Genomic DNA, 19,354 nt, shown 5'->3' with positions numbered 1-19,354 from the left:
TTCTTTTGTAATTGCAATTAAATTTAACCTATAAAGCGCTTTTTTTTAATCAAAACAGAATCCGTAATATTGTATTTCTATGTAGAATTTTAAAATTTTATTACTTCACAGAACATATTTTACAAATTAAGCGCATTCGACGAAAATTAATTACAGTCAAATCCTTAGATAAAGATTTAGCAGTTTTTGGCGCTACTTCACATCATTATAAGTTACAGCCAAAAATATCTAAATTAAGAGTAATCGCTTTTGAGAAAGAGTATGCAATTCGACTTCCCGAATGTTACCGCAGTTTTTTGATTCATATTGGAAATGGTGGTGCAGGTCCATATCAGGGATTGTATGAACTTGGCCATTTTGATCATTTTATTGAAGAAGCAACGATTTCTTATTTGAATATGGAAACTGTTTTGACTCCAGAAACCACTAAAAAACAATGGAATTCTTTATATGAAGAAGCAAGAACTTTAAAAACTGATGAAGCTTTTGAAAACAAGAAAGCAGCAGCGTATGCTGGAATTTTATTTGTTGCGCATTGTGGCTGTGATAGCTACCTAGGAATTGTGTTAAACGGAATACATCGTGGAAGGCTTATTCGTGGGTATTACGACTTTTTTTATGCTCCAAGTTTTTTTGAAGCCGCAAATTTTTTAGATTTTTATGAAGATTGGTTGAATGACATTCTTGATAAGAAAAACTAATTTATATGAGTTCCGTTTTTATTTATTTTTAAACTTTTATAACTCGAAACTACTATTGAATATTTACTGCGTTAAGGATAGTAGCAAGTTACCGTGTAACGCGAATAGCCTGACCACAATAACATAAAACCCGCATTTCGACTTCGATCAATGTCCATGCGGGTTTTATGTTATTGTGGGAACGCCCAAATTATTCTTCTTCAGAGGTTCCTTCTTCAGAGATTCTAGCTTCGGTACCTGCAAAAAAGGCTTCTAGTTCTTTGAGTGTAGCTTCTGAGGTTACAATATCTTTTACCACTTCTCCTTTGTTTAGCACCACAATTCTGTCGGAAACTTCAGTGACATGCATTAAATCGTGACTAGACACCAATACAGTTGTGTTTTGGTCTTCTGCTAGTTTTTTGATGATGCCTTTGAGGCGAATTTGCGTTGTTGGATCAAGATTTGCAAAGGGTTCATCTAAGATGATAACATCTGGATTTCCGATGAATGATGCTACAATTCCTGCCTTTTTTTGATTTCCTTTACTGAGATCGCGCAGGTATTTTTTTTGATTGAGAATTTCTCCGTGGAAAAAGTCTTCAAATTGTGCCAATAAAGCATCCACATCTGCTTTGTTTTGATTTCGTAAGTCACCAATAAAGTAAAAGTATTCTTCTGGCGTTAGGTAACCAATTAGGAAACTTTCATCAATAAACGACGAAGTAAACGGTTTCCATTGTTCGCTTTCGTGTACTTTGACACCGTTGTTTTCTATGTGTCCAGTTGACGGCTGAATTAAATCTAGTAAGAGACTAAAAAGCGTGGTTTTTCCAGCTCCGTTGTTTCCTACCAAACCAAAACTTTGTCCTTTGGGAATGCTTAATGAGTCTATTTTTAAAACTGTATTTTGTCCGTATGTTTTTGATATATTATCGATTGTAATCATGATCGTAAAAGTTTGTGTTATTAGTTTTCGCCAAAAGCTTCAATGGTTTTGTATTTTCCTTTTTGATATACTTTTTCTATTTGTGATAGGAAAAAGTTTCTAAATATTAAGCCAACAACTCCGCTGGCCGCCAAGGTGATGATTCCTACTTCTAAGCTAAATATGGCGTAAGGAATGTAAAAGAGTAATACCGGTAGTAACATTTTTGGCAATGCAATGAGTAATTGTGTAGGATTGAAACCTTGTGTATTACTGAATGCTTTTGCTTTTTCGTTTAATTTTATAGGAACTCTGTTAAGTGCGCCACCAAATAGTGTTACAAACGAGTTGATTCCGATGTTGAAGGAAGCTCCTGCAGCAATGATAGCATATTTGTCCCAACCAAAGTAAATGTATGGTGTGCTTAAGATAAACGAAATTAGTACTGCTAATACCATTAGATACCATTTTGATTCTAAGTATTTTCTGTATGGAATGTTTTGACTCATCAGCATTTTGTAATGTTCACTATCCCAAGAAGGAACTAATTGTCCAAAGGAGAATAAAAATCCTGCCGTGATAAAGATAGATGCAAAAGCTGTTACTGCTGGTTTATCTTGATAGGCACTTTGTGTAAAAAAGAACAATCCGTAGCAAACAAAAAAGGCAGACATAAATAGTACTTGCTTTGGTCGTTTGTTTCTGGCAATCATTCGCACGTCATTTTTTAAGAATGTTGCTAGTTTTCCAAAACGATTCATCCATGAAAGATCAGACGCGTTTACTTCTTTTATTTTTTTAGAAACGACATCATCTAAATAGAAGCGTTTGTTTAAGTATTGAAAGTTTAAATAGTATAAGAATGCCGCTAAAGCAACTGGAATGATTATTAAGTACGGATAATTGTATAAACCATTGAAAAGCATTCCACAGATTTCTGAGACTTGAAACGTATTAAAGTACTCATTAATGTACAGGTATTCCAATCCAGCGAGCGTTGCTAAAAAACCTAAAACAATATAAAAAACTGTATTGCTTTTGTTGACCAGTATGTTGATAAAGTTTAGTGATAATGTTATGGCTACTAGCGACAAAAACCAAAGCAAGACACTTAATGGTGGATATCCTTTCACTAGTAATACAATGGAAAACGGAATGAAAATAAGTAATGGTAAAAAGTTAAAAAACGATACCATTGTTTTTCCAAGTAGAAAGTGAATGATGGTTTTTTGTTTGATAGGAATAATCATTAATGGCTTTACATTCATCACTGGCATTTGTTGCATGAAGTATCGAAAAACAAGATCGAACAAAAACCAAAAAATGATGAAGTTATTAACGAGTATTAACGGATCTTCTGCTGGAAACGCTTTTCTTAGAATGAAAAACAAACCAGAACCTAATAAAATTGCAGCTCCACCAAAATACAATGCTGCAAATGCAAGTAATATTTTGATAGCTATTCCTTTTTGAAAAGAAGAAGATCGCTTAAATTCTTTCCACTGTAAGCTTAGAAATTTTTTGACCATTATGTATGTGAATTGGTTGTCCTGTTAGTAGTAGTTTTTGTGATTTGTTACAATTTATTTTTGTCATGCAAGATAAAAGATGCTTTTAGCACTCGTATTTTGCGGCTATGATTTATTGTAAAGTAGTGTATAATATCACTGAAATTGAATTTTTTAGCTATAATTTATACTAAAATCGTTTTAAAACCCTTGTAGGATTGTTACTTTTGCGCAATTATTCGCAAATAGCGATCATTTTTTATTTAAAAAATTGCAGCATGTCAGATTTTCGTCAATTAGAAGTACGTCATATTCATAGAGAAACACCAAGCGCCGTTAGCGTTGAATTTCATGTTCCAGAAGCCTTACAACCTTCTTTTTCTTTTAAAGCAGGACAATATATTACCATCAAAACCACATTGAATGGTGAAGAAATTCGCAGAGCGTATTCGTTGTGTACAACACCAAAGGAAAATAAGCTTAAAGTAGCTATTAAGGAAGTTGTTGATGGAACTTTTTCTAAGTATGCCAACAGAGATTTGACAGAAGGTACTGTTTTAGAGGTACATTCGCCAGAAGGAAATTTCATTTACACACCTTCATCACATCAAGGAGCCATTGCACTTTTTGCTGCAGGAAGTGGAATTACACCTATTATGAGTATTTTGAAAACCGCTTTGGCTTACGGAAATAAAGTGGCATTGTTGTATGGAAATAAATCTACTGAAGAAACTATTTTTCATGACGAATTGATCGCGTTGGCAGAACAGTATCCTAATTTTTATTTGAAATTTGCATACAGTCAAGCACGTGCCGAAAACGCATTACCAGGACGTATTGATAGTACTGCTGTGAATTATGTTGTAAAGAATCAAATGAAAGATGTTGATTTTAGTCATTATTATATTTGCGGACCTGAAGCGATGATTCATACAGTTTCTGATACTTTAAAAGCAAATAATGTTGCCGAAGAAGCAATTCATTTTGAATTGTTTACTGCTTCTTCTGAAACGAATGCGGAAGCAGAAGCTGTTACTGGAAAGTCAACAATTTCTATTACGGTTGATGATGAAGATTTTACATTTGATATGGATGCCAGCGAAACGATTTTGGACGCTGCTTTAAAGCAAAAAATTGATGCTCCATATTCTTGCCAAGGCGGAATTTGTAGTAGTTGTATTTGCAGAGTTACTGAAGGAAAAGCTATTATGGAAAAGAATCAGATTTTAACTGATAGCGAACTGGAAGAAGGAATGGTTTTAGCGTGTCAGGCACATCCAACAACGGCAACAATTAAGGTTGATTTTGATGATATTTAGCACTTCGGCTGCGCTCGGTGTGAGTTGTGAAAATAAAAAAACCATCAATAAGTTTTGACACTCATTGATGATTTTTGTTAAGGTTTACCCGCAATACGCAGTACAATGCTTTGGACATTTCCACCATTTTTTTGATTTTAATACCTGATCGTCTTGTGGTAACGCATTTCCTTCATCTGCTCCACCCATTAAAGTTTTTTCCGTTAAGGTAGAAACTAATTCTTTGCGTAGTTTGAAACTTTTTAAATTTCTTTTTTTCATAATAATAATGGTTTAATGTTATATTCATATAGACGCATTAAAATTGAAAAAAGTTCCCACGAAGTTTGATTTAATTTTCTGGGTTCATTTTTTGATTTAAAAAAATCATCAACAAGCATGATACTTATTGATGATTTTTCAGCAAAGTTTACTTACAATATGCAGTACAATTGTGTGGACAGTTCCACCATCTTTTTGATTTTTTAGCAGCTTCTTGTTCTGCTCCACCTGTTACACTGTTTTGACTTAATGATGATACTGATTCTTTGCGTAGTTTGAAACTGTTAAGATTTCTTTTTTTCATAATATAAAAGTTTTAGTTAATGGTTGCAAGTAACCGCCAAATCTTTGAAAAAAGAAATGATGCAATTGACGTTTTATAAAGGATCATTGACGCTTTATAAAATGTCACAACTGAGTTTTTAGTCAATTCCTAAATCGTTTGTGAGTGAATAATGTAGTTCTATTTCACTCACAGGAACTCCTGTACTCGATGCTATGATTCCACAAACAATTCTCTCAACTTCATATGTGTCTGAGATATTTTTGGAAGTAATTAGTTTGTCAAAATTCATAGAAATAATCCAGTCTGTAAATTTGCGTAAGGTGTTTTCTGCTACAGGTTCTGTGCGCTCAAAAACTTTGAATCCGAAGAATTTCACTTCCTTGTTTAAGGTTTTATCTAAGTCTAAATCAACTAAGTCTGGAATTTGAAGTTGTAATGCAATTGCAAGTTGTTTCCAGTCTGATGCTAAGTTTGTTTGAGATAGTAAATCTGATAATTTGGTATTTGGTGTGATGTTTTTTCTGTTATTTCCTAATTGCTCTAATGCTTTTCTCAGTCTGTAAAATACGAGTTGCGATATGCATTTTTGATTCGGCTGAATGTTTATTTTTTTATACACAACCTCAACCAATTGTTGCACTGTAGCAATTGTTTCGCATTCGGCATCTGGAATTTCAATTCCAAATTGTTCTTCTATTGAAACTAATAATGCTACAGAATCTAAACTCATTAGATTGTTATTTTTTGACTTTACACACCATCAATCACTTGAACAATTTTATCAAAAACCGCTTGTGGTGTAATCGTTTTCATAACGTTTTCATATCCTTCTGGATATTTGTTTCCGTAAATAGATGTTGGCAATAGTGGAAATTGTTCTTTGTCTGCCAATAGTGCATTTTCTTTAGCTTGTCCGTACGGATAAAAACCTGCGTACGGATGCGTAACTCCCCAAATGGTTACTACTTTTCTACCATACATGGCTGCTAAGTGTGCATTTCCAGAATCCATAGAAAGCATTACATCTAAATTGGATATTAAAACCAATTCTTCGTCAAAAGAAAATAATCCTGCGCAATTGATAACGTTTTTGAATTTGTTCTCCCAAGCAGCTAATTGTTTTTTATCTGCTGGTCCACCAAAAAGAACAACTTTATATTTTTTTGTTTCACTGAGCTTTGCAATAACGTCTTCCATTTGTGACGTCGGATAGGTTTTTCCAGCGAAAGCTGCAAAAGGAGCAATACCAATCCACTTTTTTTGATCTTCGCCAATAAATAACGCTATCTTTTTGGTCATTTCTAGCTGCGCTAGTACATCTTTTGCCTGAAGTTTAATAGTGTAACCTAATTTTGCAAAAACATCCGCATAGCGCTCATGAGTCGTTTTGAGTTGCTTAAATATTTTGCCTTCTGTTTTGATTAACGCTTTTTTTTCCGCGCGTCCTTTATCAATTTTACAAATTTTGTATCCGCCAAGTTTAAAATAAAGTCCTAAAATTTTTGATCGTAATACATTATGCAAATCTGCAACGAGATCAATATTCAACTTTTTAAGTTCTTTGTAGAGTTTGAATAATCCGAAGATTCCTTTGTGCTTTCCTTTTACGTCTGCTGTGTAAAAAGATACGTTGGGTATGTTTTGAAAGATTGGTTTTAAAAATGCCTTTGAAACGACAGTGATTTTCACATTTGGATATGTACGTGTCATGGCTTTTATGACAGGTACAGTCATAGCAACGTCTCCCATGGCAGAGAGACGTATGACTAAAATGTGTTTCGAAGATGACTGCATCATCGTATGAATATTTCGTTTCTTTTGAGACTTATATGCTTATTTGTTTTTGTTGTAAAGTACAGGATTTAAATCATCATCATTATACATTTTCATTTGTTTGTATACTTTCATGTATTTATCACCATTTTCAATATCAGCAATAAGTTGATCTATTGCTGTAGAAAGATCTACACGTTGTTCTAGTAAAACGTTTAGCTTTTCTTGGCACTTTGCTCTGTGTGCATCTGAAGCATCTTTACGATCTGCTTCTTCTTGCATATGATATATTTTTAAAGCTAAGATTGACAAACGGTCAATTGCCCATGCTGGACTTTCTGAGTTGATGGTTGCCGATTCTTTTACTTGAACGTTGTTATATTTTTGAAGAAAATAACTGTCAACGTATTCAACAGTATCTGTTCTATCTTGGTTAGAAGCATCAATAAGTCTTTTTAGCTTTAATGCTGCCACAGGATCAATATTAGGATCTCTAATAATATCTTCGTAGTGCCATTGTACCGTATCAATCCAATTTTTTCTGTAAAGTAGATGTTCTATTTTATCTTTTGCATAAGGATTTTCAAATGGTTGGTCTACATCATCAATGATGTGATATTTTTCAATGCTTTCTTGAAATATTTTATTCGCTAGATCACTAAACATAATTCTTTTATTTTGATGCAAATATACGCTAATATTTGATTTAGTATAGGAAATAAAAAAAGCCGCTTTTCAGCGGCTTTTCTCAAGGTTATAGGGTATGCTATTAATTATTTTTTAATAATCTTCTTGTTTGCAACTGCATTTCTTGATGCTAGTTTAACATAGTACATTCCAGGTGATAATCTTTGAACATCTACTTTGATTTCTCCTCTAATAGGACTTTCTGTAGTAGACATTACTCTGTAACCTCTGTCATTGTATATTTCAACAGTTACTTCTCCATCAAACTGATCTGCATTTCCAACAACGAAATTGTTTACAGTTGGGTTTGGATATAATCTTAATCTTTCAGATACATCTTCTGGAGCACTTTCATTTGTAATCATTGTGCTTTCTGCTTCAGCCATTCTAGCTGTAGAGTTTAAGTTTCTGTAGTTTACTCCGAAGTTTACTCCTGTTAAAGAAGCTGTCATAATTGTTGGGAATACTCCGTCAGGGTTTGCTGTTCCAGTATCTGGATCGAATGTTGCAGTCCATGACTCAAATGGTGGAATATCATCAGGAATTACAACTACTACGAATACTAATCCTTGTGGTACATTATCAACTAAGTAGTTTGGATCTAAGAATCCGAATCCTCCGTTTGATGTTTGTGTAAATGCTACTAATGCATCTAGGTTAGCATCAAATGTTCCTGAACCATCAGTATCTGCATAGATTTCTACTGCTAATCCGTCAAGAGAACCTTCTCCTGGATCAGCGATACCATTTTCATTGTCATCATCAAATACTACTCCAGTTACTTGGTATAAAGTAGATGCGATATCAATACCGAAGTCTACATCAATTACGTTTGTATTTACACTAGAAATAGCTCTTATTCCTGGTGTAGTAAGTGTTCCGTTTGATGGTACTGTTGGTGCAATAATTACATTTGCTAAGTTGATGTTTGTAAACTCATAGAATCCATTTTGATTAGTTGTGATTGTGCTTAATGCAATATCACTTCCGTCAATAACACCATTTGCATTTACATCATTGTAAAGTGTCATACCGATACCTTCTAATCTTAATTCGTTAGTATCTTTCATTTGGTCAGCATTGTCATCATCCCAAACATCACCACTTATGTCGTATAGTATTACTAAAGCTCTATTGATTCCGAAGTCTACTGTTGTATTTGCACCTGAATTTACAGGAACATTTACTGCAGTTGTAGCTGTGTATTGGAATTGTGTAGTGTTAGCTGGCACTATTACTTGAACTATTACATCTATTTCAGTTAATCCAGGGAATTGGTAGTTACCATTTCTATCTGAAGTTGTTGTAGCAATTACTGCTTCACCTCTATCAACTCGTCCATTTTGGTTTGCATCAGCAAATAATCTAATCGTTACACCTGATAATCCTCTATCAGAAGTGCTGTCACCGTCAGAGTTTAAGTCATTAAACACATTTCCTGAGATTGTGTATGAAGTACTTTGTTGGTTAATTCCAAAATCAGCTCCATTTACATCTATAATTGTTGAGCTTGTTACTTTTCTTTCAGATGTTGTTAATGTGTAGCTGAAGTTACTATCGTCAGCTGGTACTGAAACAACTACGATTGTGTTCTCAACAGTTACACCTGCAAAGCCATACGTTCCGTCCATAGCAGAAGTTGTAGTAGTGATAATTGTATCTCCAGACCCTACTCTTCCGTTGTTATCGTTATCAGCATATAGTGTTAATGTAATATTTGCTAATCTTCCTGCTTCAGTTGAATCAATTGAACCATTTTCGTTATCATCATCAAATACAGTTCCTGAGATGTTGTAGTTGATAACTTGAACTCTATCGATTCCAAAGTTTACATTGTTTACATCAGTATTAACAGAACTTACTGCTTGATCTCCTGCAGTTGTTAATGCATAAGTAAATGTTGCAGTGTTTCCTGGTACAGCTACCGAAACTATTGTGTTTCCTACTGTTACTCCTGTAAAGTTATAGTTTCCAGACATTGTACTTGTAGTAGTAGTACCAATTACTGTATCTCCAGAATCTAAGATTCCGTCGTTATTGTTGTCTGCATATAAAGTAAGTGTTGCTGCTCCGATAAATCCTTCGCCCATATCTCTTACTCCACTTCCATTATCATCATCAAATACAGTTCCTGAGATGTTGTATAAGATTACTTCTTCTTGGTTGACTCCAAAATCAGCTCCAGTTACATTTGTAATTGTTGAGCTAGTATTGATTGCTGTAGAAGTTGTTAATACATATGTGAATGTTGCTGTATCAGCTGGTACAGTTACTTCAACTAATGTATTTTGAACAGTTACAGCTGAGAAGCTATATGTTCCGTCGATAGCAGAAGTTGTTGTAGAGATTACTGTGTCTCCAGATCCTACTCTTCCGTTGTTATCGTTATCAGCATATAATGTTAATGTAACATTTTCTAATCTTCCTGCTTCAGTTGAATCAATTGAACCATTTTCGTTATCGTCATCAAATACAGTTCCTGAGATATTGTAATTAATGATTTGTACTTTGTTGATTCCAAAATCTTGATCATTTACATCACTGATTGTAGAGCTTACTCCTAATTTTGTAGCTGTTGTAGCTGTATATGTAAAGTCTGGAGTGTTTGTTGGCACTTCTACACCTACTAATGTAAATTGTGTTGATACATTTGTAAAGCTATAGTCTCCGTTTACATCTGTTGAAGTAATTTCTAATAGTCCGTCTCCAGCAGTTAAAGTTCCACTTTCATCGTTATCAGCATATAATTTAACTGTTATTGCGTCTAAACCAGCTTCAGTATCATTTGTTCCGTTTGCGTTATCATCATCAAATACAGTTCCTGAGATATTGTAATCAATAACTAAGTTTTCGTTGATTCCGAAATCTAATCCATTTACATCAGTAATTAATGAACTAACCGCTTGTGTGTTAGAAGTTGTTAATACATATGTAAATGTTGCAGTGTTTCCTGGTGTTGATACAACAGCCAATACATTTTCAGTTGTAATACTTGAGAAACTATATGCTCCGTTAACACCAGTTGTAGTAGATCCAATATTAGTATCTGCTACGTCTAAGTTTCCATCAGCATTGTTATCAGCGTATAATGTTACTGTGATTCCGTTTAATCCAGCTTCACTATCGTTTGTTCCATTTTCGTTATCATCATCGAATACAGTTCCTGAGATGTTGTAGTTGATAATTTGTTCTTGGTTAACTCCAAAATCAGCTCCAGTTATATCAGTAATAGTTGAACTTGTATTGATTGCTCCTGCAGTTGTTAATGTATATGTAAAGTTTGCTGTATTTGATGGCACTGTTACTCCTACTAATGTGTTTGGCACAGTTACGTTTGCAAAACTATATGTTCCATCAACTCCTGTTGTAGTACTTGTGATTACTGTATCACCTCCATCAACAGTTCCATCATTGTTGTTATCAGTATATAATGTTACTGTAACAGCATCTAATCCAGCTTCAGTATCATTTACTCCATTAGCATTGTCATCATCGAATACAGTTCCTGAGATATTGTAATCGATAACTTGTACTTCGTTAATTCCGAAGTTTACATTAGGTACATCAGTAGTTGTTGAACTTGTGTTCACTTCTCCTGCAGTTGTTAATGTATATGTAAAGTCTACTGTGTTTGATGGTACTGTTACTGCTACTACTGTGTTTGGTGCAGTTACGTTTGCAAAGCTATACGCTCCATCAACTCCTGTTACAGCAGTTGAAATTGCAGTATCTCCAGCATCAACAGTTCCGTTAGCATTGTTATCAGCATATAATGTTACCGTGATAGCATCTAAGTCATCTTCTCCAGCATCTTGTGCTCCACTTTCGTCATTATCATCGTATACATTTCCTGAGATTGTATAATCAACTACTTGCTCTTCGTTAATTCCGAAGTCAAGTCCAGTTACGTCATTGTTGATTTCGTTGATTGCTTGTGTTCCTGGTGTAGTAAGAGTATATGTAAAAGTCCCTGTATTAGTTGGTACTGTTACTGCTACTATTGTATTTTGAATGCATACATGTAAGAAGCTATATGTTCCGTCTACTCCTGAAGTAGTTGTTGCGATTACTGTATCATTAGTATCTAATACTCCGTCAGCGTTTGTGTCATTGTATAATGTTAATGTTACATTGTTTAATCCTGCTTCACCATTTTCTAATGTTGCATTTTCATTATTATCATCGAATACAGTTCCAAAAACATCGTAGTTTACAAGAATTTGTTGTTCGTTGATTCCAAAATTAACACGTACATCATCTGTTGAACCTGTAATAGCTACAACTTCTGGACTTGTTGATGTAAATGTTGCTGTATTTGTATCAGCTGGCTTAGTTACAGCTACTATTGTTTTAGCAACTTGAACATCTGGGAAAGAATACCATCCAGTTGAGCTTGTATTTCTTGTATCAATTACTGTATCTCCTGAATCTAACAATCCATCAGCGTTATTATCAGCATATAATGTTACCAAAACACCTTGTAATCTTCCGTCAACTGAACTATTAAAGTTTCCGTCTTCGTCATTATCATCATATACAGTACCTTTTACTTTGTAAGATACAGGTGGTGTAAGGTTTACATAATCTGATGCATCAGTAATTTTACCTACATCATGAGGATCCATTCCTGTAATTTCATTTAATGATCCTAATTGAATGTTGTTGTAAGTTCTTAAATGAGAAGGTGCTGTATACGACTGTACATAACTTTTAGTTGTATACACATTTTGTGGACAACCGTGATAGTAATATGTAGTGTATGTTATTTTATTCTTCAATAATTGAAGATTGCTGTGCTTATCTTTTGCCATTTGTGCATAAACATCTTCATTGTTAGCCCAGTCATATGTGTTATTGTTGAAGTTGTATGCTTGTACTTGGTAAGATGTAGCAGCGTACATCTGGCCGTTATCTCCAACTACGATATCTCCAAGTTCTCCTTTGTAAAGGAAACTAGAGTACCACCAGTTGTCATATACAGGTGTTCCGTTTGCAACAGACGTTGTTTGTCCTGTAGCATCAGATAATCCATTAAAAGAAATTTCTAATAAGTACATGTTGTTGTTGTATGTACTGTGGTAGTAAGATGACTTCTGAGTACCTCCACCTTTAGAACCTCTAGCACTTCTAGATGATCTTCTTTGCAAGTTGTCATCAGAAGTTGCTTCTGTCTCTGCTGGTAATTCTTCTTCAGGAAGGTAATCACTAACGTTCTCGTTCATTTGATTAGCCTCTTCAGCTTCAACAATAACGAAATCTTCTGGAGATTCTCCATTTCCATCTCTTCCGTTATCTCTTGTATCTTGTTCTTCTTCTCTGTTTGCTATTCTTCCAGTTGAAGCGCTTCTTCTAGATGCGTTTCTAGTAATCATCGTTGATCCAGCTGACCCTGTTCCTGCCGCTCTTTGATTGTCCGATAATTCATCTTTAAGATTTTGACCAGTAGATGAAGTTCCTCTTCCTGATGATCTTCCAGTACCTCTGTAGTAGTAAGAACAATACACAGGATATTCCATTGCGAAATATAGTTTCCCGTTGTAGAAAGTTGCTCCTCCAGAAGCTAAACCTCTAGATGAGTAAGCATGACCAGTACTAGTAAAGAAATGTCTAACTGATCCAAAGTTTTTGTGTGTGTTTGTGTACACATTGTAACCATAAATAGTCCAGTTGTACCTAGAAATATGGTTAGAAACGTAAAAAATCCATCCCGAAGTGGCATCACTTGCGATAGAGTTAATTTCGTTTACATAAGGTGATGTTGCCAACAACGTAGCTTGGTACGTGTTCATGTCGAGTGTGTAGATTCTTTTCCCTGCTGAAATGATAATTGAATTATCACCAGTGGTCATGATTTCATTCTCGACAACATTTTCGCTCGAGGGCATCGAATTCGCGAAAACATTCGTCAGTCCTAATAAGGCAGTTAGGACCAAAAGAGTAATTTTAGTCTTCATTGATTTGCTGTTTAGTTAACTATTATATGTATCCAAATACACAAATAGATTTTAATTAATAATAAGTTTGGGGTGAGCGGCTTAATTCTCGAACACAAAAATATTTGGAATTCTTTTAATAAACAGACAACGGGTTTTCTTTTAGATAAAACGTCATTAAAATCGAGAAAAAGCACTTTATGTAATAATAGTACTACATATATGTAAGTAAAAACGTTCTTGTATTTACGGTTTTTGAGTTTATTTTTAATAAATATTGAAGATAAAACTAACAATCATTAGTAATACTATTAAAATATCGCTTATCCTTTTATTTTCAATATTTTCTAGAAGATTTGCCATTAAAATAGCTACTGGAAATAAGAGTAAAATCTCTGTATCATGAGTTGTATTTTTAGCGAATAAAACGTAGGTAACCCCAATAAAAAACAGCACTTTAGTTAGTAAAAAAGAAATCTTTTTTTGAGAAGAATACGTTTTAAATTTTAGAAAAAATATTACAAAATTTATGCAAAAAAGAAGTGTAATGAAGATATGTAATGAAATTCTTCTATAGTTTGACAAAGAATAATTAATTTTTATATCAAACTGAAATAAAGGATTTGTAAGAATGTCTTGTTTTGTAAGATAGATGTAGACTAACGATAAAAATAATACCATTGTAAAGCTAACCAATGGAACTAACCAATTTCTATAATCACTAGAAACATATATCAAGATTCCTATATATATGATTCCTAAAAACAGAATCATCCAAGAATCAAACAGTATTGCCAAACTTATATATAAGGATGCATCAAAAAGTTTTTGTTTTACACTGTTAAGAGTTCGCAAACTAATGATTCTTCTAAAAGATAATAACACTAAAACATGAATACATACAATTTTGATATGCTCAAAAATAGTAGGAAATAAACCTATAAAAATAGCAACCAATAGAAGCGCATAATCGTTTTGTTGTGTGAGTTCGTTCTTTTTTACAATGAAATTTACCATAAATAGGGAAAATAATAGTAAAAGCACTACTGGAATTTCTAAGGAGAACATTTCTAAACCAAACACCTTATTACTTGAAAATAAGTATGTTACAAAATACACTAGCGTTATTGCAGTGCATAAAATAAAATTTATTGGTTTTGATTTGCCAAAAACGCTTGTTATCATTTTAGGTTTTTATATTTTTGTAGTGTAAATATAATAATGATTTATCGATGAAAGATTTTTTTGAAGGAATCGCTTACTTGTTTGAAGGTGTATTATTTGCTCCTTTTGACTCAATGCGTGAATTAGAATTAGAAAGCTGGTTTGCAGCAAATACGATCAATTGGCTCTTTATGATTATTGGAGCCGTTGCTATGGTTTACTGGGTAATGCAGTTAAAGAAATTCAACGACAATAACGAAGAAAGCAAAGAAGTTACGGCTCATTCTTATTTATAAGTCAAAGCCGATATCTTTTCTATAATACATCTTATCAAAATGTAACTTGTTTATATTTTGATAAGATTTTTTTATGGCATCTTCATAAGTAGCTGCATGTGATGTGATAGCGATCACTCTTCCTCCGTTTGTCAATACTTTTTCTCCTTCTAGTTTTGTTCCTGCATGAAATACGATAGAATCGTCTATGGTGTCTACACCCGTGATTTCTTTTCCTTTTTCATAAGCTTCCGGATATCCACCAGAAACAACCATTATTGTAGTAGCCGCTTCTTGTTTTACTTTTAATGTAATATTATTTAAGGTTTGATTACCTACAGCTTCAAATATAGCTACTAAATCATTTTCTAATCGAGGAATAACTACTTCTGTCTCTGGATCTCCCATTCGCACATTATATTCTATAACAAACGGATCGTTACCAACTTTTATCAATCCAATAAAGACAAAACCTTTGTATGGTAAGTTATCTTTTTGAAAACCTTCAATAGTAGGTTTGATGATGCGTGATTCAATTTTTTCCATGAATGCTGCATCTGCAAAAGGTACTGGCGATATAGCGCCCATTCCTCCAGTATTTAATCCTGTATCTCCTTCTCCAATTCGCTTGTAATCTTTAGCCGTTGGAAGTGTTACATAGTTTTTCCCATCTGTTAACACAAAACAACTTAACTCGATTCCGTCTAAAAATTCTTCAATGACAACTTTTGTACTTGCATCTCCAAATTTAGCATCTACCAACATTTCACGCAGCGCATCCTGCGCTTCTTGTAAATCATTGATGATTAAAACTCCTTTTCCTGCCGCTAAACCATCTGCTTTTAGTACATAAGGTGCTTTTAGCGTAGTTAAAAATTCGCAACCTGCTTCTACTGTATCTTTTGTAAAACTCTCATACGCTGCAGTTGGAATATGATGACGCATCATAAATTTTTTGGCAAATTCTTTACTTCCTTCCAATTCGGCAGCAGCAGTTTGCGGACCAATGACATGAATTTTGCGCAAAGCATCATCATTTAAGAAATAATCATGAATTCCTTTTACCAAAGGATCTTCTGGTCCTACAACAACCATGTCAATATTGTTTTCGACAGAAAACTTACCAATTGCTTCAAAATCGTTCACATTCATTGCTACGTTTTGTGCAATTGCTGCCGTTCCTGCATTTCCAGGTGCTACAAATAGCTTTGTTAGTTTTGGACTTTGTGCTAGTTTCCAAGCAAATGTGTGTTCTCTTCCTCCTGATCCTAAAACAAGAATGTTCATAGTTGTGTTGTTTGTTGTGGTTTTATAAAGAAATGTTCTATTAAAAATCGCAGCAAATATAAGCTCGATTTGAAAGCCCCAAATTTAAGCGCCTTTCTGTAAATAGTATAATTGTATTTTAATAAATTTAGTTTATTAGACGAAATTGAATTTTCCCGCACACGATATTTCGCTAAAGGTTCTTCTAAACTGTAGGCATAACCTACTTTTTTGATCAGTGTAAGCCATAATGCCCAATCTTGACGTTTACGAATATTTGGCATATAGACTTTTCCTAATTGTTGCGCATTGTATATTCCCGTAAGGTTTCCGACATAATTACTTTTGAGCATTTTGGAAAAATCTACTTTTGGCAAGGCTTTTACCATTTTTCCTAATGATTTTCCGTCTTCATCCATCAATTCATAGCTTGAAAAACTAACCGCAATGTTTTTTTCTTGCATGAATGCGAGTTGCTTGGTGAGTTTTTCCGGTTTCCACAAATCATCTGCATCTAAAAATGCAATATAACTTCCTGAAGCTTTTTTTATGGCTGAATTTCGTGCGATGGCTGCGCCAGAATTGGTTTGTAATAGATGAACTTTGATACGATCGTCTATAGCTGCGTATTGATTTAAGATTTCTACGGTTTTGTCTGAAGAAGCATCGTCTACAATAATCATTTCCCAGTTTGTATACGATTGCGCTCTGACAGAATCAATAGTTTCCGCAATAAACGATTGTGCATTGTATGTAGGTGTAATGACAGAAACTAACAGTTCACGCATGATTAGTATGCATTTTTTTCTCCTCTGAGAATGTTAACAATCGTTTCAAAGATAATTTTTATGTCCAAAAATAACGACCAGTTTTCAATGTAAAAGATGTCGTATTTAATTCGATTTATAATGTCTTCATCATTTTTTATTTCACCACGATATCCTTTCACCTGTGCCAAACCAGAAATTCCAGGTTTTACACTATGGCGGAATACAAAGTTGTATTTATCAATCTTTTTTGCGTACTCTTTTGTGTACGGAATCATATGTGGTCTTGGTCCTACAACAGACATATCGCCTTTTAAAACATTGAAAAATTGTGGTAATTCGTCAATACTGGTTTTTCGAATAAAACGACCAATTTTTGTGACGCGTGAATCTTGTTCTTTTACATGTTCATAACCATCATTGTTATTGTGCGCTAGTGAACGGAATTTGTAGCATGTAAATTCTTTGTAATTGATTCCATTACGAATATGCTTGTAAAATACAGGTCCTTTCGATTCAAGCTTGATTAATATTGCCATTAACGGAATTAACCAAGACAGAATAAAAATGATGATAAGCAACGAAAACGCTACATCAAATGCTCGTTTTATAAATCTATTTAAGTTGTTATTGAGTGCTATTTCTTGAATAGATAATACAGGTAAATAGTTATAATAATCTGTTTTGAGTCGTTTGGTAATTAACTTTTTTGTGTTTGGAATAAATTTAATGTTGATCATGTTCATACTTGCATATTTCACATAATCGTTAACGTGTTTTTCTGAGAGTTCGTCAATGGTACAGTAAATTTCGTCAATACCTTGCTCCTTTTCTATAAAGTCAAAACTTTCATCTATTGTTCCAGAAGCATCTTGCCTTTTATCGCTAAAAATACCAAGTATTTTATATCCAAGTTCTTTGTTGTTTCTGAATAAACGTTCTAATTCTTGTGCGCCAGCACTTGCTCCAATAATGATTACTCTACGAATATTTCCATCTAATACGGCACGGTATTTTTTTAGACCATAATACCCAATTATTTTACCCAACCCTATAATTCCGAAGCTAAGCATTAGGTATTTAAACGTAACAAATGCAGAGACATTAATACTTCTAAAAATTCCAATAAACGCATACATAATCAGCGTATACGCCAATAATTGTTTAATGAGTAACGATAAAATATGTGGTACTGATGTAAATCGGTAAACGTTATAAAATTTTAAAAAGAAAGAAGATAACGGCCAAAAAATCACCGTATATATGATAAATAATAAGTGTTTGTTATTCCAAAAACTGGAATCAAAAAAATATAAGTCTTGATCGTTAAAGTTGAAAAAGAAAAAGACAAGAATATTGATGACGCACAAGTCGAACACCACAAAAAATGGTCGCAAGAGCCACGAATATCTTCCTCTTATGTGCATGAATTACATTCTTGTATAGGTTGAAAAATCTTTGTGTTCTTTTTTGAAAAGCTCTTTTTCTGGTAATGATTTAAAATATTCGTAAGTTCTTCGCATTCCTTCAGTACGATCTATTTTTGGCTCCCAATTTAGAATTTCTTTTGCTTTGCGAATGTCTGGTTTTCGCTGTAACGGATCGTCTACAGGTAATTCTTTATAAATTACTTTTTGCGTTGTTCCCGTAAGTTTGATGATTTCTTCTGCAAAATCTCTAATGGTGATTTCATGCGGATTTCCAATGTTGATTGGCTCTACATAATCACTCATTAATAATCTAAAAATTCCTTCTACTTGATCGGTAATATAGCAGAAAGAACGCGTTTGTTTTCCATCACCAAAAACCGTTAAATCTTCACCACGTAAAGCTTGCCCAATAAAAGCTGGAATTACACGTCCATCATTGAGTCGCATACGCGGTCCGTAGGTATTAAATATACGCACAATTCGTGTTTCTAATCCGTGAAAACGATGATATGCCATGGTAATTGATTCTTGGAATCGTTTGGCTTCATCATATACGCCACGTGGACCAATAGTATTTACATTTCCGTAGTATTCTTCATGTTGTGGATGTACTAACGGATCTCCATAAACTTCCGAAGTAGAAGCTATTAAAATACGCGCTTTCTTTTCTTTAGCTAATCCTAATAAATTATGTGTTCCTAGTGAACCTACTTTTAAGGTTTGAATCGGAATTTTTAAATAATCAATAGGACTTGCTGGTGAAGCAAAATGTAAAATATAATCTAGTTTCCCTGGAACATGTACAAATTTTGTCACATCGTGATGGTAAAACTGAAATTCTTTTAGATGAAATAAATGCTCAATGTTACGAATGTCTCCTGTGATAAGATTATCCATTCCAATAACGTGATATCCTTCATTGATAAATCGATCGCATAGGTGCGATCCTATGAATCCTGCTGCTCCCGTGATTAGAATTCGTTTCATCTGTTTATTTTTTATTCTTTTTCACCTATCAGATGGAATTCGCCAATAATTATCTTGTTTGCATCAAGATTTGTAATGGCTCATTTCATT

Annotated in this window: 16 protein-coding genes; 3 read left to right on the top strand and 13 right to left on the bottom strand. The window is 33.8% G+C overall.

The genetic code is table 11. The features are described 5' to 3' along the window. The first annotated feature begins 11 nt into the window (after positions 1–11). Positions 12–701, top strand: a complete 690-nt coding sequence (locus tag ACOQOS_RS15095; RefSeq protein WP_420571299.1) for an SMI1/KNR4 family protein — start codon at positions 12–14, stop codon at positions 699–701. Positions 702–891: 190 nt separating this feature from the next. On the opposite strand, the gene ACOQOS_RS15090 is transcribed toward ACOQOS_RS15095, so the two are convergent. Then, entirely contained in the window at positions 892–1,629 is a 738-nt protein-coding gene (locus ACOQOS_RS15090; protein ID WP_420571298.1) for an ABC transporter ATP-binding protein, read from the bottom strand. Positions 1,630–1,649: 20 nt separating this feature from the next. After that, positions 1,650–3,137 carry a DUF5687 family protein gene (locus ACOQOS_RS15085; protein WP_420571297.1) on the bottom strand — a complete coding sequence of 496 codons (1,488 nt, stop codon included), beginning with the start codon at positions 3,135–3,137 and terminating at the stop codon, positions 1,650–1,652. A 257-nt stretch (positions 3,138–3,394) separates the two neighbouring features. Here ACOQOS_RS15085 and ACOQOS_RS15080 point away from each other — a divergent pair, with 257 nt between their 5' ends. Then, a complete protein-coding gene (locus ACOQOS_RS15080; protein WP_420571296.1) occupies positions 3,395–4,435 on the top strand; it encodes a 2Fe-2S iron-sulfur cluster-binding protein in 1,041 nt (346 codons plus the stop codon). 84 nt (positions 4,436–4,519) lie between these two features. Here the strand turns inward: ACOQOS_RS15080 and ACOQOS_RS15075 are convergent, their stop codons facing one another. The 7 genes from ACOQOS_RS15075 to ACOQOS_RS15045 form a co-directional block, all read right to left on the bottom strand. Continuing rightward, a complete protein-coding gene (locus ACOQOS_RS15075; RefSeq protein ID WP_420571295.1) occupies positions 4,520–4,696 on the bottom strand; it encodes a hypothetical protein in 177 nt (58 codons plus the stop codon). 148 nt (positions 4,697–4,844) lie between these two features. After that, positions 4,845–5,000: a hypothetical protein gene (locus ACOQOS_RS15070; RefSeq protein WP_420571294.1), complete on the bottom strand. Its 156-nt coding sequence runs from the start codon at positions 4,998–5,000 to the stop codon at positions 4,845–4,847. Between the two features lie 118 nt (positions 5,001–5,118). Then, positions 5,119–5,712, bottom strand: a complete 594-nt coding sequence (locus ACOQOS_RS15065; RefSeq protein WP_420571293.1) for a phosphopantetheine-binding protein — start codon at positions 5,710–5,712, stop codon at positions 5,119–5,121. Between the two features lie 20 nt (positions 5,713–5,732). After that, on the bottom strand, positions 5,733–6,779 hold the full coding sequence (locus ACOQOS_RS15060) for a glycosyltransferase family 9 protein (RefSeq protein WP_420571292.1): 1,047 nt from the start codon (positions 6,777–6,779) through the stop codon (positions 5,733–5,735). Positions 6,780–6,815: 36 nt separating this feature from the next. Then, positions 6,816–7,421: a DUF4254 domain-containing protein gene (locus ACOQOS_RS15055; RefSeq protein ID WP_420571291.1), complete on the bottom strand. Its 606-nt coding sequence runs from the start codon at positions 7,419–7,421 to the stop codon at positions 6,816–6,818. A 107-nt stretch (positions 7,422–7,528) separates the two neighbouring features. Further along, entirely contained in the window at positions 7,529–13,327 is a 5,799-nt protein-coding gene (locus tag ACOQOS_RS15050) for an SdrD B-like domain-containing protein (protein ID WP_420571290.1), read from the bottom strand. Between the two features lie 315 nt (positions 13,328–13,642). After that, entirely contained in the window at positions 13,643–14,560 is a 918-nt protein-coding gene (locus ACOQOS_RS15045) for a hypothetical protein (protein ID WP_420571289.1), read from the bottom strand. Positions 14,561–14,607: 47 nt separating this feature from the next. On the opposite strand from ACOQOS_RS15045, the gene ACOQOS_RS15040 reads away from it, so the two are divergent. After that, on the top strand, positions 14,608–14,835 hold the full coding sequence (locus ACOQOS_RS15040) for a DUF6341 family protein (RefSeq protein WP_420571288.1): 228 nt from the start codon (positions 14,608–14,610) through the stop codon (positions 14,833–14,835). On the opposite strand, the gene purD is transcribed toward ACOQOS_RS15040, so the two are convergent. From purD to ACOQOS_RS15020, 4 genes are read right to left on the bottom strand one after another with little or no spacing between them, the layout of a single operon-like run. Continuing rightward, positions 14,830–16,101 (bottom strand): phosphoribosylamine--glycine ligase, encoded by a 1,272-nt coding sequence (gene purD, locus ACOQOS_RS15035; RefSeq protein WP_420571287.1) that lies wholly within the window; start codon positions 16,099–16,101, stop codon positions 14,830–14,832. The two genes, ACOQOS_RS15040 and purD, sit on opposite strands and share 6 nt — an antisense overlap. After that, positions 16,098–16,868 (bottom strand): glycosyltransferase family 2 protein, encoded by a 771-nt coding sequence (locus tag ACOQOS_RS15030; RefSeq protein ID WP_420571286.1) that lies wholly within the window; start codon positions 16,866–16,868, stop codon positions 16,098–16,100. The genes purD and ACOQOS_RS15030 overlap by 4 nt, the downstream gene beginning before the upstream one ends. A 2-nt stretch (positions 16,869–16,870) precedes the next feature. After that, positions 16,871–18,274, bottom strand: a complete 1,404-nt coding sequence (locus tag ACOQOS_RS15025; RefSeq protein ID WP_420571285.1) for an undecaprenyl-phosphate glucose phosphotransferase — start codon at positions 18,272–18,274, stop codon at positions 16,871–16,873. A 3-nt stretch (positions 18,275–18,277) separates the two neighbouring features. Then, the gene (locus ACOQOS_RS15020) at positions 18,278–19,264 is read right to left on the bottom strand and encodes a UDP-glucuronic acid decarboxylase family protein (protein WP_420571284.1); all 987 of its coding nucleotides are present in this window, start codon (positions 19,262–19,264) and stop codon (positions 18,278–18,280) included. Between the last annotated feature and the right edge of the window lie 90 nt (positions 19,265–19,354).

Origin of the sequence: Kordia sp. (assembly GCF_965224175.1) — a bacterium.
In the GTDB taxonomy this organism is placed as follows: domain Bacteria; phylum Bacteroidota; class Bacteroidia; order Flavobacteriales; family Flavobacteriaceae; genus Kordia.
The sequence above is the reverse complement of the archived record's forward strand: the minus strand, read 5'-3'. Positions and strand labels throughout refer to the sequence as shown.

Excerpts from the sequence above, each read along its gene's own strand:
- ACOQOS_RS15090 (WP_420571298.1), bottom strand. The coding sequence starts at position 1,629 with ATGATTACAATCGATAATATATCAAAAACATACGGACAAAATACAGTT.
- ACOQOS_RS15085 (WP_420571297.1), bottom strand. The coding sequence starts at position 3,137 with ATGGTCAAAAAATTTCTAAGCTTACAGTGGAAAGAATTTAAGCGATCT.
- ACOQOS_RS15080 (WP_420571296.1), top strand. The coding sequence starts at position 3,395 with ATGTCAGATTTTCGTCAATTAGAAGTACGTCATATTCATAGAGAAACA.
- ACOQOS_RS15075 (WP_420571295.1), bottom strand. The coding sequence starts at position 4,696 with ATGAAAAAAAGAAATTTAAAAAGTTTCAAACTACGCAAAGAATTAGTT.
- ACOQOS_RS15070 (WP_420571294.1), bottom strand. The coding sequence starts at position 5,000 with ATGAAAAAAAGAAATCTTAACAGTTTCAAACTACGCAAAGAATCAGTA.
- ACOQOS_RS15065 (WP_420571293.1), bottom strand. The coding sequence starts at position 5,712 with ATGAGTTTAGATTCTGTAGCATTATTAGTTTCAATAGAAGAACAATTT.
- ACOQOS_RS15060 (WP_420571292.1), bottom strand. The coding sequence starts at position 6,779 with ATGATGCAGTCATCTTCGAAACACATTTTAGTCATACGTCTCTCTGCC.
- ACOQOS_RS15055 (WP_420571291.1), bottom strand. The coding sequence starts at position 7,421 with ATGTTTAGTGATCTAGCGAATAAAATATTTCAAGAAAGCATTGAAAAA.
- ACOQOS_RS15050 (WP_420571290.1), bottom strand. The coding sequence starts at position 13,327 with ATGCCCTCGAGCGAAAATGTTGTCGAGAATGAAATCATGACCACTGGT.
- ACOQOS_RS15045 (WP_420571289.1), bottom strand. The coding sequence starts at position 14,560 with ATGATAACAAGCGTTTTTGGCAAATCAAAACCAATAAATTTTATTTTA.
- ACOQOS_RS15040 (WP_420571288.1), top strand. The coding sequence starts at position 14,608 with ATGAAAGATTTTTTTGAAGGAATCGCTTACTTGTTTGAAGGTGTATTA.
- purD (WP_420571287.1), bottom strand. The coding sequence starts at position 16,101 with ATGAACATTCTTGTTTTAGGATCAGGAGGAAGAGAACACACATTTGCT.
- ACOQOS_RS15030 (WP_420571286.1), bottom strand. The coding sequence starts at position 16,868 with ATGCGTGAACTGTTAGTTTCTGTCATTACACCTACATACAATGCACAA.
- ACOQOS_RS15025 (WP_420571285.1), bottom strand. The coding sequence starts at position 18,274 with ATGCACATAAGAGGAAGATATTCGTGGCTCTTGCGACCATTTTTTGTG.
- ACOQOS_RS15020 (WP_420571284.1), bottom strand. The coding sequence starts at position 19,264 with ATGAAACGAATTCTAATCACGGGAGCAGCAGGATTCATAGGATCGCAC.